The organism is Roseovarius autotrophicus, from assembly GCF_018069895.1.
In the GTDB taxonomy this organism is placed as follows: domain Bacteria; phylum Pseudomonadota; class Alphaproteobacteria; order Rhodobacterales; family Rhodobacteraceae; genus Roseovarius; species Roseovarius autotrophicus.
The window spans coordinates 1-14,152 of sequence record NZ_JAGQDH010000036.1 but is presented as its reverse complement, the minus strand read 5'-3'; the positions used below and the strand labels follow the sequence as shown (position 1 = coordinate 14,152).

The following is a 14,152-nucleotide window of genomic DNA, read 5'->3' as shown; positions in this document are numbered from 1 at the left end:
ACAGGACCGCGGTGGACGACCCCGACGGCGAGGGCATGACGCGCCGCCCGACCAGATCCTCGATCGTGCGGATGTCGCTGTCGGCCCGCACCATCGGCGTGCAGTTGAACAGCGTGTAGGCGAACATCTGGTGGACTTCGATGGGCTCGGAGTAGGGCTCGCGCCCCTCGAACGCCGGCAGCCAGTCGGTGGAGGTGGTCTGGCCGAACTGGATGATCCCCTCGCGGAACAGCTGCATGTTCTCGGCGCCGCCCGAGGTCGCCATGGAGGCGTTGCGCAGGTCCGAATGCCGGTTGGTGATCGAGGCGAGCCCCTCCATGATCACATAGCCGGTGGACCCCACCGAAGAGGAGCCCCACTGCAGCGACTGCTGCGCCAGCGCGCTGCCCGGACGCAGCAGCGCCGAACCGGCGGCCATACCGCCAAGCCCGAGGATCATCGCGTCGCGGCGCGACAGGTGCGAGAGTGAGTGCAGGCGTTTCATCGTTTTCTCCTGTTGGTTGGTCTTCTTTTCCGGATGGCCTCAGGCGATCCACTCGCTGACCGGGGCCGCGGCCTCGTGCAACGGTTGCACGACAATGTCGATCAGGCTCGGCCCGCCATGCTCCAGCGCGGCCTTCATCGCGCCCGCAAGATCGGCCGGGTCTTCCACCCGCCACGCCTTCAGGCCGAACGCCTCGGCCACGCGGGCATGGTTGGTGCGGTTGAAATCCACCGAATAATAGCGCTTGCCGAAGCCCGAGTCCTGCCCCGCCTTGATCCAGCCAAAGGCCGCGTTCGACAGCACCACCAGCGTCACCGGCGCGCCGATGCGCGCCAGCGTTTCCATCTCGCCGGCGTTGAACCCGAACGAGCCGTCGCCCATCACCGCCACGCACTTGGCATCCGGGCGCGCGAAATGCGCCCCCAGCACGGCGGGCAGCGAATACCCCAGCGCCCCGTGGGCGCGGTTGGAGATCAGCCGCCCCTGCGCGTCCGACAACTCGTAATAGGCCGACAGATACGGGCAGGGGGTGCCGGGATCGGCCACCACCACCGCGTCCTTCGGCAGGTACTCCGACAGCATCCTGATCACCCGCTCGGGCCGGATCGGTGCCTCGTCCGAGGCCGCCAGTGCGTTGAAGCGGTGGAATTTCACCTCCTTCGCCTGTGCCACCGCCGCGCGCGCCTGCGCGTCGGAGCGGTCGGAGCCGTCCAGCACCGCATCCAGTGCCGCGATCAGGCCGCGCAGCGTCTCGCGCGCATCGCCCACCAGCGACAGTTCGGTTTCGTAATTGGCGCCGATCACGCCGGGATCGACGTCGATGTGCACGATCCGCTGGCCCGGCGCGGGGTGGCGCCAGCGTTCCGTCGTCACCGACCCCGCCCGGCAGCCGATCAGCACCACCAGATCGGCGTCATCGAGCACCGCGCGCGTCTCGTCCGAGCCGCCGTTGGAGCCTACCACGCCCAGCGCCAGCGGATGCGTGTCCAGGATCGCGCCCTGACCCGAGATCGAGGTGGCGACCGCGCAGCCCAACCGTTCGGCCAGCGCCGTCACCTCGGCCCGCGCGCCCGAGATCACGGGGCCGCCGCCGCAGACCACGATGGGCCGCTCGGCCCTGGCCAGGAGGCGCGCGACGGCGTCCAGGCTGGCTTCGGGCGGGCGGGTGCGCTGGGCGGGGAAGTGGCCCAGGGCGCGGTCGCCCCAGATCTCGGCCTCGTCCACCGGCGCCTTCTGCACGTCGAAGGGAAGGCCCAGATGCACCGCCCCGGGGCGGCCGGTCGTCATCTCGCGAAACGCCCGGCGCACGGTGCGCGGCAGCGCGCCGGATGTGGTGATCACGTCGTTCCACTTGGTCAGCGGCGCGAACATCGCCTTCTGGTCAAGCTCCGTCAGCACATAACGCCCGCGCGAGCTGACGCCGATGTCGGTGGTGATCGCCAGCAGCGAGATGGAGCTTTCATTCGCCTCCACCACGCCGGGCAGGATATAGGTCGCGCCGCCGCCGCTGGGCCCTTCGCAGACGCCGACCCTGCCGGACACCCGTGCAAAGGTGTCGGCCATGTACGCCGCCGAGCGTTCGTCGCGGGTCAGCACATGGCGGATGCCGTGGTCGAGGCGGTACAGCGCGTCATAGAACGGCAGGCTGGTGTCGCCGCACAGTCCGAAAACCACTTCCACGTCATGCAGATGTAGCATCCGCACGAGCGCCTCCGCGCCCGAGATCGTGTTCATCGTGTCTTGCTCCCTTGATGTGCCGCCAGGTCGACGGGCCGCGGGCTCTCGCCCAGATGCAGCCGTGCGACACCTTCGCGGATAACCTCGACGATCTGGTCCATGCGCCGGTTGATGTGGGCGCGGGTGATGGTGCAGGCGTGGGGCGCGTCGCCCGCGCGGATCGCCGCGAGGATGCGCCGGTGCTCGGCCTGGGTGTGGTCACGGCGGCCGCGCATGTCCACCCAGCGAAAGAAATGGATGCGCGCGTGGATGCTCTCCAGCATTCGCTGCAGCTCGGCATTGCCGGTCAGCGCCGCGAGCTGTGCGTGGAACCCCTCGTCCAGGCGCACCAGCTCCTCGATCCCGGAGCTGCCCTGCACCGACACCGAATGGTCCAGATAGGCGTCGAGCCGGTTGATCGCTCCGGGCTGCGCGCGCTCGCAGGCGACCGAGACGATGAACGTCTCCAGCCCCAGCCGCGCTTCGTAGAGGTCGCGCACCTCGGCCGGATCGAGGCGGCGGGCGAACACCCCCCGGCCATTCGCGACCAGAAGCCCCTCGGACACCAGCCTGTTGATCGCTTCGCGCAGCGGCGTGCGGCTAACATCGAGATCGCGCGCCAGCTCCACCTCGTTGAGGCGCACGCCGGGTGCGAGCTGATAGCTGATCGCCATGCCGCGCAGGGCGAGATAGGCGCGCTGGCCCAGCGTCAGGTCCGGGCTTTCGGCGGGCGGGGTGCCGGGTGCGGTGCTGCGCGGTGCGGTCGTGGCCAAGGCGTCACCCTGTATTCAGCGCTGTATACAGCACGCTCAGCTTGAGCTTGGGTCGATCCAGGAAAAAAGTCAATGAATATTTGTCCGGACCGGACCCGACCGGGCGGGGCGCGGGCGCCGTGGGGCCCCGCTCCCTCACCGGTTCGGCTCCACGCACCGCATCGGGGGGCATCACCGTGCTGCCCGGCATGTTCGCTGAGGGCGGGCTCGGCGGTGTCGAGGTTCGACGGGAGGCAGCCCTGCAACTGGCAAACGCCATCCGGGCGTATCGAAACCCCCTTTATGCACAGTGGGTGGCGCGTCTTCTGGATGGCGACATCGTGGAGGCGAAGGCCCTAGCACTACTTTGGCAGATTTTTCTCTGGGCGTTCTGCGATGAGCTTTTCACAATGAGGGCAGCGTCGTGGTGGAGGTCTGGCGAAGGCGTTGAGGATGGCTTGCCTGACGGCTGGCATGGTTGGTTGCGGGGGCGGTCCGGGGACTCTTTTTTTCCCGTCCCGTAGCCTTGAGGCGGCGGGATTGCAGGAAGGCGTAGGCGATCATCGTCATCAGGGCGTGTCGGTGAAGGCCGGTCCAGGACCGGCCCTCGAAGTGGTCGAGGCCAAGCTCCTCCTTGAGTTGTTGATGCGCCTGTTCGCAGACCCATCGGGCCTTGACGGCGGCGGCGAGCGCCTTGAGGCTGGTGTCGGCTGGCAGGTTCGAGGCGTAGTATTTCCGCTCGCCGGTCGCACGACGCTCACCGATAAGCCAAACCTCCTCGCCACCGGGCATGGCTTGCACACGGCCATCTGCCATGCGATGCCGGTGGCCATCGGCGATCCGGACGCGGGTTGCGGCGAACCGGCAGGTCAGCCTGCCTTTGGTGCCCCGCCGCCAGCTGAGCTTCCTCCATTTTTCACCTTCCAGCATCTGTTCGGCGGAAACGGCCGCGCGATCCGGCAGGTGATATTTGCGGCGGCGCCCACGCCCGGCCTCGGGAAAGATCAGTCCGACATCGACCGGATAGACGTTCTGGCACCGCGACAGACCGACTGCCCAGGCGAGGCCTCGTGTGCTCAGCGCGTGGCGGAAAGGCCCGCTCGATCCGTAACCCGCATCGGCCAGCACGCAGCCGAAGCGGACGCCTGCGGCCCGCACCCGGTCGATCTCCGCAATGGCGATCTCCGGCTTGCTCAAGGCGATCTGCCGATCCTCCGGCACACGGACGCGGGCCATGCGGTCGGGATCGCCCGTCCAAGTCTCGGGCAGAAACAGCCGCAACCCCACCATCACCGGAACCTCCCCTGAGGCCAGCGTCAACGAGACCAGGGACTGGCAGTTCGCAGTCTTGCCCAGCGAGGACGCATATTGCGGCGCAACCCCGACCGAGCGATCCCCCTTCTTCGGCAGGCAGGTATCATCGATGACCAGAAAGGCCTCATCGCCGCCAACCAGCCCGTCGGCCTCGGCCAGAAGTGCCGCCTCCAGCGGCGCACTGTCCCAGACCCCGTCGGCGATGAAATGATGCAGCTGGTCATAGCTGACCACCCCGTCCCGCGCCGCCATCGGCTGCACGCTCTTGCGATCACCCGGGCCAATCAGTCCGGTAACATAGGCCGGACACATCCGCCCCCGCGTCTTGTGCCCAAGCGCCGCAACAAACGGCGCCAGCCAGGTTTCCAGATCGTCCCGCCAGGTTCCCATAAACCGCCAGCCTCCCTCAATGCTGGCTCCCTATGAATCACCCAAAACGCCCCCAGTGAATCCGGTGAATATCAGATCAGCGAAAATCTGCCAAAGTAGTGCTAGTATTGTTGTCTTTCCAGATCACGGAGGTCGCGATGCATTTTTCCACATCCCCGACTGGAATGTATCGCAGGCTCGGGCGTGGAACATTCGAAATGGCATTGATGATGTGACCGCCCACCGACGGCATCAATGTGCCAAGTGTCCGTCGTCGAATGATTTGGAACAGGCGGCATGATTTTGGTCTGGAGGGCTCCGGCTCGGTTGGTTGATGTTATGCTGCTTGGCGCTGATGGATCAAGCGCCGGTTCTGGATGGTCTGTGCTTTGATCTTCTCCCTTTCTGCCAGGATAGCCGGGCCGCGCCCGAAGTATGCGTCGGCGGGTGTCAGGTTGCCGAGGCTTTCGTGATATCGGCGATGCTTGTAGTGTTCGACGAAGGCGGTGACCGCCGCCTCGAGTTCGCCCTCCAGGCAGTAATTTTCGAGCAGGATGCGGTTCTTGAGGGTCTGATGTCAGCGCTTGATCTTGCCTTGCGTCTGGGGATGGTTGGGAGCCCCGCGCACGTGATCCATGCCGTTCTTCTCGATGTATTTTGCGAGATCCCCCGAGATGTAACAGGGGCCGTTATCGCTGAGCAGCCGCGGCTTGTGCAGCACGGTGACGCTGTCGCACCCTGGCGGCCAGGGCAATGTCGAGCTGACATCGTCACCCACCACGCGCAGATCGCCGCCACAGTCGGGGCAGCAGGCACCGGGGTCCAGTTCACGCCGCTCGCGCGGGGTCGCATCCGAGACACGTGGTCGGCGGCGCAAAGCAGGTGCATCGGCAGCTTCCGGTAACGGTTCATCCTGCCCCTCGTTAATGGGCGCATCATCATCTTCCGCTACCGCAACCAGCAGGTCTTCGAGCGCAAGTTCCAGCTGTTCGATCTCGCGTTCGATCTTTCCCGAGGATTTGCCAAAAGCCAGTTTCTGGAGTTTGGCGATCCGTAGACGCAGCGCTTGAACCAGTTGATCATGGACGCGCAACGTGGCCGATATTTTGACGTTCTCCTCCTGCAACACGGCGATCATCGCCTTCAATACGGCGGGATCGTCAGGCAAATTTTCGGCAGGCTTCGACATGCGCTTGACTACCAAAAATCAGGCCAAAGCACCATATAAATAACGCAAATCCGGACACAAAATTACCCGACACGTGCAGATGGAGAGCCCCAATTCGGACGCCGCTAGTCGATCCCCTCCCAGAGCATTGCGAGCTGTGCAGAGGTCAGCCGTATCGACCCATTCGCAGCACTCGGCCAAGGAAAGCGTCCGCGCTCGAGCACTTTGTAATAAAGGCAAAATCCCTGACCATCCCAATACAGCAGCTTGATCCGGTCGCCACGTCGCCCCCGGAATGCAAACACCGCACCACTGGCCAGTTTCTGATGCAGCACATCCTGGACCAGCGCCGCCAACCCCGCGATCCCCCCTTGCGTATGAACGCCGTGGCCATGTTCTCGATCGCCGCGTTCGACAGGCATTTGATCCCCCAGATCAAATGCTGGCCTGCCTCACTCCATGTGCTGATCTGGTTCGGATGCACGCCATACTTCTTCGAGAGCTCGGCCAGCGTCATCTCTTCGCGGATCGCTTCAAGCGCGACCTTCGCCTTGAACTCAGGCGTATGCGTCTTTCTCTTTGTAATTTCGGATCGTCTCTTTCGTCACGCGATCCACCTTAACAACTGCTCCAAATTTCTGCGACCACCTCTGTTGGAAATGGACAGCCCGATTCGATCACGCAGTCAATAGATGACCTTTATTGCACCTTTATCGGCGAATGGGCCATTATGTTGCGTGGTATTCATGTGAGAAGCAACAATTGTCATCAGATCCTATGCCCGCGCCATGATCAGGCCCGGCACCGCCTGTGCAAGGTCACCGAATCCCGGGCGAAGGTCGGCCGCTTCATCCACGATCAGATGGTCGATTTCCGCCGTCGGACAGAAGACCGACCGCGCCGGCGCTCCGATTTTAGAATGATCCGCCAGAATTATCGTCCGGTCAGAATTGCGTACCATCGCACGGGCAATCTCTGCACCATGGATGAAATGGTTCATCGCCCCCATCTGCGCGTCGATTCCCCAGGGGGCGAGCAGGGCAACATCGGCGCGGTAGCGCTGGATGTCGTTGATTGTGGCCCCGCCATGGGTTTCCATCGGATCATGCCGAAATTCCCCGGCGAGCATAAGCACGCGAAACCCGCGCGAGGGCTGGCCGGGACCTTCGGCCAGAAGGCGAGCGACATCCACCGAATTCGTAATGATATTGAGGTTGGTCAGCCCATGTGGGGCGGCGAGCGTTTCGGCCATCACGAAACTGGTTGACCCGGCATCCATGAAGATCGTCATCCCGCTGTTCAAAAGCCCTATTGCCGTGGTTGCGATGGCTCGTTTTTCCTTCAGGCGCTGCGTCGTGCGGATGCCATAAGTCGTATCCTCCCGCGTGACTGGGACCGCTCCCCCCCGCACCCGGCGCAGTTTGCCCGCCTGTTCCATCTCCATCAGGTCGCGGCGGATAGTTTCGCGGGACACGCCGAACTCCTCGGTGATCCGGTCGATCGAGACCTGACCGAAAGCTGCGAGCCGGTCGCGTATCTTCTGCTGTCGTTCTTCCTGCCACATTTCGCTGTCCTCTCGGCCATCCCGATACCCGGTTTCTACAGGCATAGGGGGTTTGCCCGCCCACCGTAAATGCCAATAATTGTAACGTTATGCCTTCCTAAACAGCAAAAAACACATTACGCCACAAAAAACATATATTGCCACAAAATTGCCACCGCGCTAGGGTTAGCAACGACGGAACGGAATCGGCGGCTTTGCCGCGCCATTTCCCAGTTGGAACGGAGAACCGGATATGCGCAGGTCCTCGGGTATCGGTGACGATCACATCGCCTTCGCGATCCGACTGGCCGTGGCCGCACGGGGCGTTCTGGCACGGCGCGACAGGTCCGAATTGGACGTAGAGGTAAAGCCAGACCGCAGTTTCGTGACCCGGATGGACCGGCTGATCGAAACCGAGATGCGCGCCATGATCCGCGCCGTCTATCCCACCCATGGCATCATCGGCGAGGAGGAAGCTGACGAGAACCCCGGCTCCTCGCATGTCTGGGTGCTGGACCCGATCGATGGAACCGCTCCCTTCATTCTAGGCATCCCGGTCTATGGCACGCTGATCGCGCTGGCGGTCGACGGCGTGCCACATCTGGGCGTGATCGACGTGCCGGGGGTCGGCGGGCGCTGGCTGGGTGTCACGGGGCAGGCCACCACGCTGAACGGCGCGCCGGTGCGCTGTCGCGATTGCGCGGGGCTGTCGCAGGCGCTGATGACCAATTCCAATCAGGATTACATGAGTGCAGCTGAACTGCCCGCGCTGAACGCGCTGCGCCGCGTGACCTCGAACCGGGTCTATGGCGGGGCCTGTCTCAACTATGGCCGCCTCGCCGAAGGGCGCAGCGATCTGGGCATCGACGCAGGCCAGAAGGTGTTCGACTTCGCCCCCTTCCGCCCGGTGATCGAAGGCGCGGGCGGGGTGATTTCAGATTGGGAAGGACAGCCCCTGACGCTGCAAAGCGACGGGCGCATCCTCGCCGCCGGGGACAGGCGCTGCCATGACGAAGCGCTGGCACTGATCGCAGGACTGGGGATCGGGCAAGAGTAACGCGCCACGGCGTGACGACAAAGGGAAACAGGGGACAGGGGCTACGCATGGGCATTGGCATTGAAAACCTCACCGTCACCTATGGCGCGGAAAATGTGATCTCGGGGCTGAGCCTCGACATTCCCGAGGGCTGCTTCTTTACTCTTCTGGGGCCGTCAGGCTGTGGCAAGACCACGCTCTTGCGCACGATCGCGGGGTTCGTTCCGGCTGCGGGCGGCACCATCCGTTTCGGCGGGCAGGACGTGACGCGCCTGCCGCCGCACAAGCGCGCCATCGGTATGGTGTTTCAGGATTATGCGTTGTTTCCCGACAAGACGGTGAACCAGAATGTCGCCTATGGCCTGCACGCCCGGGGCGAGAAGGGCCCCACCGTCACGGGCAAGCTGACCGAGGCGCTGGAGCGGGTGGGCCTTGGCCATCTGGGTGACCGCCACCCGGCGGAACTGTCGGGCGGGCAGCGGCAGCGCGTGGCGCTGGCGCGCGCGCTGGTCATCAAGCCGGCCGTGCTGCTGATGGATGAACCCCTGTCGAACCTCGACGCGAAACTCCGCGTCCAGATCCGAGAGACAATCACCGAATTGCAGCGCGAATCCAACATCACCACGGTTTTCGTGACCCATGATCAGGAAGAGGCCCTGTCGATGTCGGACCTGATCGGCGTGATGAACAAGGGTGCTGTGGAACAACTGGGCAGCCCGCAGGAAATCTACAGCGCCCCACGCACGGCGTATGTCGCGGATTTCGTCGGTGCGGCGAACCGGCTGAGCACCCGCATCTCCCTGGCGGGGGATGGCATGGTTTCTGCCGAGTTGTGCGGCGCGCGGATCTTGGCGACCGATGCGCGGACCGGCGGCGGGACGGAGGGGATCCTGATCCTGCGGCCCGAAACGCTGCATCTGTCGCGCGACCCAGACCCGGCCCGTCAGACACTGCCCGCCACGGTGAAATCCCGGCAGTATCTGGGCGCGCGCACCAGTTACCGGCTGCATCTCGCGGGCGATATACAGGTGGTGGCCGACCTGCACGGCCCCGGACATGACGGGTTCCAACCGGGTGAGACGGTCAGCCTTGGCATCGACCCGTCACAGGCACGGGTGATCGCGGCATGACCGGCACACTATGCTCCCCCTGGTTCTGGATTTCGGCGCTGGCGCTGGCGCTTTTGAGCCTCTTTGTCCTTTATCCGCTGCTGAACGTCCTGACCGCCAGTTTCACCGGCGAGGGGCCGAACGGATGGTCCCGCTTGATCGCAACCCCGCGCTACCTTCAGGCCATCCAGAACACGCTGATCCTTGCCACGACGGTCACGGTGGTGGCCACGCTGATCGGCGTACCGCTGGCCTATGTCACCGCGCGCTACAGCTTTGCGGGCAAATCTTTGATCGCGCTTTTGCCGCTGATCACACTGGTCATCCCCGAGGTCATCGCGGCGCAGACATGGTTAATGATGCTGGGCAATAACGGGCTGATCACCCGCGCCTTGCGCGATATCGGCATCCGGTTGCCCAGTTTCTATGGCTGGTTCGGGCTGATCACCTCGATGAGCTTCATCTATTACACCTATGTCTATATCGGCGTGGTCGCGGCCATCGGCAAGTTCGATGCGCAACTGGAGGAGGCGGCCCAAAGCCTTGGGACCTCACCCGCGCGTTCGCGGCTGAAAGTCATGGTGCCGGTCATCCTGCCCGCGATCCTGGCCTCGGCGCTTCTGGTCTTCACCATGACGGTGGGCAATTTCGCGATCTCGATGATCCTGAGCCACCGCCTACCGCTGTTGTCGGTCGTCACCTATCAGGCCGCCGTGGCCGAGGGCGCGTCAGACATCACCATGCAATCGACGCTGGCCAGCGTGTCGGTGCTGATCGTCATGGCGGTGCTGTTTCTCAACCGCTGGGTGGTGGCGCGTGGAAGGTATGAGATCGTGCAGGGCCGGGGCGCGCGGCCCCAACCCCTGCGCGGCCTGAAGGGTGCAGCCGTGGCGCTTGCGGCGGGGCTGGTAGTGCTGATTTCGCTGCTCCCGCTAATTTCAATCATCCTCGGTGCCTTCACACAGGCGCGTGGGCCGGTCATGCAATGGGGCAACTGGACCTTTGCCAACCTGGAGCGAGTCTTTGTCACCGCCCCGCAACCGCTGATCAACTCGCTGACCTATGCGGGGGTGGCCACGGGCCTTTCCATCGCGTTTTCGGCCATCGTCAGCTATGTGGTCGTGAAAAAGCCCAACATTTTCACGCCCTTTGTCGATTACATTTCGGCGGTGCCGCTGGCGCTGTCGGGCACGGTGCTGGGGGTGGCGCTGCTGGCCACGTTCCACGGCGGCTGGCTGCCCCTCTCAGGCACAGCTACGATCATCGTTCTGGCCTATGTGATCCGCCGGATGCCCTTCGGGATGCGCAACGGGCAGGCGACGCTGCACAATATCCCGAACTCGCTGGAGGAAGCCTCGATCAGCCTTGGCGTACCGCCTGTGCGCACCTTCTTCAAGGTGGTGCTGCCGGTGATGCTGCCCGCCATCGCGGCGGCGGCGGTGCTGACATGGACCACGACGGTGGCAGAGCTTTCGGCCTCCATCCTCGTCTATTCCGGCGGACGCGAGACCCTGCCCATTCAGGTGTTCCGGCTGATCGATTCCGGCCTCATGGCCTATGCCTCGGCCTATGGGCTGGTGCTGGTCGCGGTGATCCTGATCCCGATCATCGTGGCGGCCAAGCTGTTCCGCATCGACGTTTTCGCCGCGAAGTGACCAACCGTCCGGGCGGTGTGCCGCCCGGGCCAATTAACCACCCTACCCAACAGAGAGGTTCCACTATGAACATAAAACCCATCCATATCGTCGCAGCCCTGACGCTTGGCCTTGCCGCCCCCGCCCTCGCACAGGAACCGGTGCTTTATACCTCCAACCCCGTGCAGGCCTATGAGGCCGTGCAGGCCAACGTGAAGGCCGAAACCGGGCTGAACCTTGACGTGATTACCGGCGGTTCCGGCGTTCTGCTGCGCCGGATCGAGGCGGAAACCAGCGCCCCGCAGGGCGATGTGTTCTGGTCCTCCTCGACCAATACACTCGGCGCGTTCGAGCAGTTGTTCGAAGCCTATGCTTCCCCCACCCTGGAAGCGATGCCGGATGATCTGCGCTATCCGGGCGATCTGTTCCTGCCGGCCAATGTTCATGTCGCGACCATGCTGGTGAACACCGACCAGCTGGACGGCCAGGAGGTGCCGGTTAACTGGGCCGACCTTGCGGACCCCGCATGGAGCGGCAGGATCATCTTGCCCGACCCGGTCAACAGCTCCACCGGCTACACCATCGTCTGGGGCCTGTCGAAACTGCTGGACGAGGCGACCTACAAGGCGGTCGTTGCCAATCTTGTCATCTCGGGTTCGTCCTCGGCTGTGCCGCGCGGGGTGGCGATGGGGGAATATGCGGTTGGCCTGACCTTCGAGACGAACAGCTATTCCTATGTCGATGGCGGGCAGACCGAACTGCGCATCGTCTATCCGGCCGAAGGCACCTTCATCTCGCCGGAATATGCAGGACTGATCAAGGACGCGCCTGCGGGAGAGAACGCCAAAAAGGCGATCGACACGCTCTTGTCAAAAGAGACGCAGATCGAATTGTTAAAGGTCGCCTTCCGCCGCCCCAGCCGCACCGACATCAATGTGTCGGACCATGTGGGCCTGCCGGACATCGGCAACATCAAGGTCTTTGCCGTTGATGAGGCAGAGGCTGCGGAGCAGCGGGACGCGGCACTGGCCGCATGGGCCGAATTGCCCAAGGCCGGTGACGCCAAGTAATCCAAGGCCCCCGCGCCGATCCGTCGTGCGCGGGGGCAGACCAAACCATACTCTCAGAGACTTTTCAGGCGAGTGCACCAGGGGGCTGATGCCTACTTCTCGAAACTTGCCATTGCGATGCGCGGCCTCGGGGCATTGCCAAGTCAGCAACCGGATCGGCCCATTGAAATCGATGTGCGAAGTCGAGTGGAAAAACCCTCAAATGGGTCGATTCGTATAACAGCCGCCGGCTGCTCAGCCCCATCGGATACATCCCACCCGCAGAAGCAGAGGAGGCGTTCTGTGCAAACCTGAACACACTGCCCGTCGTCGAATGATTTGGAACAGGCGGCATGATTTTGGTCTGGAGGGGCATTGTTGTAGAAAGGCGGCTTGAGGCGTGAGTTCCCCTTTCCCCTTCAGATTCAGGCCACGCGGACGATCTCGGCGGTGCCGAGGGGGTCGTGTCGCGAAGGTGGTGGAAATTTGAAGGTGGCGTAATCTCCGGGTGAACCAAACCCACCCAACCGGCGGCAGCAACCGCCATGGAGATCACGCCATGAAGCACAATACAGACACCAGCACGCCCGCGCTACCGGGAAGCGAAACCGGATATGATCCGATCGAGGATCGGCTCCGGCAGAACATCCGCGCGACCATTGAAGCGCTTTTTGAGGAAGAGCTTGCGGACTTCATCGGGCGCTGCCGTTACGGCCGCGAAGGCGGTTCGAATAAGGGCTACCGGCACGGGCATCGCGAGCGCCAACTCGTCGGCACCTTCGGAACACAAACGGTCAGCGTGCCGCGCGCGCGGATCGAGAACGAAGAGGGCAAGATCACCGAATGGCGCTCCAAGGCGCTGCCGCGCTATCAGCGCCTGACCAAGAAGGCGGAAGCTCTGATCGCCTCGGTCTATCTGGCCGGCACCAACACACGCCGGGTGAAGCGGGCGCTCTACGGCCTGTTCGAGGGCGCGGTCGGCAAGGATGTGGTCAGCCGGGCGTGGCGCAAGGTGAAGGTCGACTGGGACGCGTGGTGCGCCCGCAGCCTTGCCGAGGAGGACATCGTGCGGCTGATCCTGGACGGCACCGTCATCAAGACCCGGCTGGACCGGAAGGCCACGAATATCTCGGTTCTGGCGGCCATCGGCGTGCGCCGGGACGGGCAGAAGGTTTTGCTTTCCATCAAGAACATGGGCGGCGAAAGCACGGCGGCGTGGGGTGCATTTCTTGGCGATCTCGACGCGCGCGGCCTGCAGCGGCCGGAGTTCGTCATCGTCGACGGCGCCCCCGGGCTGGAAGCTGCCCTGGTCGCGCTCTGGGGCGAGGAATTGCCAATCCAGAGATGCACGGTTCACAAGCGCCGAAACCTTCTTGGCCATGCCCCGAAGACGATGCATGATGAGCTGACCGAGGACTATCGCGATATGATCTATGCCCGGACCGCAGCCGAAATCGAGACCCGGCGGAAAGCGTTCCTGCGCAAATGGCGACTGAAATGCAGAGCCGTGGCCAACAGCCTGGAAGAGGCCGGGGATCGCCTGTTCGCCTTCACGCGGCTGGACCCGTCACAGTGGAAATCGGCGCGGACGACGAACGCGATAGAACGGTTGAACGAGGAATTCCGCCGCCGCATCAAAACGCAGACCGTGCTTCCCTGCGCGGAAACCGTTCCAATGCTGCTCTGGGCGCTCATGGCCTCCGGCCAAATTCAGATGCGCAAGGTCGCTGGCTGGGAAACCCTCGATCAGCCTATCGAACCAATCACCCTTGACCTCGTCGCCTGATCAGGTCCAAATCCCAATGCTCGGAGAACGCCGCTGGAGAATTTCCACCACATCCGAGACACGACCCCGGGTGCTTGTCGTGCTGACAATCGTGGGAATCACGGTCTGGTCGGTAATGGCCTTCGCGCAGGTCAAGCAGGCGTTCTTTCCCGCCTCGAATACCCCACTCTTCTATGTCGAATTCCAGATGCC

11 protein-coding genes and 3 pseudogenes are annotated in these 14,152 nt (G+C 63.6%); 5 read left to right on the top strand and 9 right to left on the bottom strand.

From position 1 onward, the window contains the following. From KAK09_RS17675 to KAK09_RS17635, 9 genes and pseudogenes are all read right to left on the bottom strand, one after another. The coding region (locus KAK09_RS17675; RefSeq protein WP_210880254.1) for a TAXI family TRAP transporter solute-binding subunit at positions 1-484 on the bottom strand (484 nt) is incomplete at its 3' end. 39 nt (positions 485-523) lie between these two features. Beyond that, positions 524-2,218 (bottom strand): thiamine pyrophosphate-binding protein, encoded by a 1,695-nt coding sequence (locus KAK09_RS17670; protein WP_210880253.1) that lies wholly within the window; start codon positions 2,216-2,218, stop codon positions 524-526. Then, positions 2,215-2,973: a GntR family transcriptional regulator gene (locus KAK09_RS17665; protein ID WP_210880252.1), complete on the bottom strand. Its 759-nt coding sequence runs from the start codon at positions 2,971-2,973 to the stop codon at positions 2,215-2,217. Before KAK09_RS17665 ends, KAK09_RS17670 begins: the two co-directional genes overlap by 4 nt. A 384-nt stretch (positions 2,974-3,357) precedes the next feature. Next, entirely contained in the window at positions 3,358-4,656 is a 1,299-nt protein-coding gene (locus tag KAK09_RS17660; RefSeq protein ID WP_210880251.1) for an IS701 family transposase, read from the bottom strand. A 316-nt stretch (positions 4,657-4,972) separates the two neighbouring features. After that, positions 4,973-5,407, bottom strand: a pseudogene (locus KAK09_RS17655) (integrase core domain-containing protein); the annotation flags it as partial. Continuing rightward, positions 5,387-5,824 (bottom strand): annotated as a pseudogene (locus KAK09_RS17650) (IS66 family transposase); the annotation flags it as partial. The pseudogenes KAK09_RS17650 and KAK09_RS17655, both read right to left, overlap by 21 nt. Before the next feature lie 104 nt (positions 5,825-5,928). After that, a complete protein-coding gene (tnpB, locus tag KAK09_RS17645) occupies positions 5,929-6,225 on the bottom strand; it encodes an IS66 family insertion sequence element accessory protein TnpB (RefSeq protein WP_210880250.1) in 297 nt (98 codons plus the stop codon). Positions 6,226-6,260: 35 nt separating this feature from the next. Next, positions 6,261-6,389, bottom strand: a pseudogene (locus tag KAK09_RS17640) (transposase); the annotation flags it as partial. A gap of 189 nt (positions 6,390-6,578) precedes the next feature. Beyond that, complete coding sequence (locus KAK09_RS17635; RefSeq protein WP_210880249.1) at positions 6,579-7,367, bottom strand: DeoR/GlpR family DNA-binding transcription regulator; 789 nt, start codon at positions 7,365-7,367, stop codon at positions 6,579-6,581. A 232-nt stretch (positions 7,368-7,599) separates the two neighbouring features. Between KAK09_RS17635 and KAK09_RS17630 the strand changes: the two genes are divergently transcribed. From KAK09_RS17630 to KAK09_RS17610, 5 genes are all read left to right on the top strand, one after another. Further along, the gene (locus KAK09_RS17630; protein WP_210880248.1) at positions 7,600-8,403 is read left to right on the top strand and encodes an inositol monophosphatase family protein; all 804 of its coding nucleotides are present in this window, start codon (positions 7,600-7,602) and stop codon (positions 8,401-8,403) included. A 47-nt stretch (positions 8,404-8,450) separates the two neighbouring features. Next, on the top strand, positions 8,451-9,512 hold the full coding sequence (locus KAK09_RS17625) for an ABC transporter ATP-binding protein (protein WP_210880247.1): 1,062 nt from the start codon (positions 8,451-8,453) through the stop codon (positions 9,510-9,512). Next, positions 9,509-11,146: an ABC transporter permease gene (locus KAK09_RS17620; RefSeq protein WP_210880246.1), complete on the top strand. Its 1,638-nt coding sequence runs from the start codon at positions 9,509-9,511 to the stop codon at positions 11,144-11,146. Before KAK09_RS17625 ends, KAK09_RS17620 begins: the two co-directional genes overlap by 4 nt. A 65-nt stretch (positions 11,147-11,211) precedes the next feature. Next, positions 11,212-12,195: an extracellular solute-binding protein gene (locus tag KAK09_RS17615; protein WP_210880245.1), complete on the top strand. Its 984-nt coding sequence runs from the start codon at positions 11,212-11,214 to the stop codon at positions 12,193-12,195. A 538-nt stretch (positions 12,196-12,733) separates the two neighbouring features. Next, entirely contained in the window at positions 12,734-13,960 is a 1,227-nt protein-coding gene (locus KAK09_RS17610) for an IS256 family transposase (protein ID WP_210880244.1), read from the top strand. Positions 13,961-14,152 lie beyond the last annotated feature (192 nt).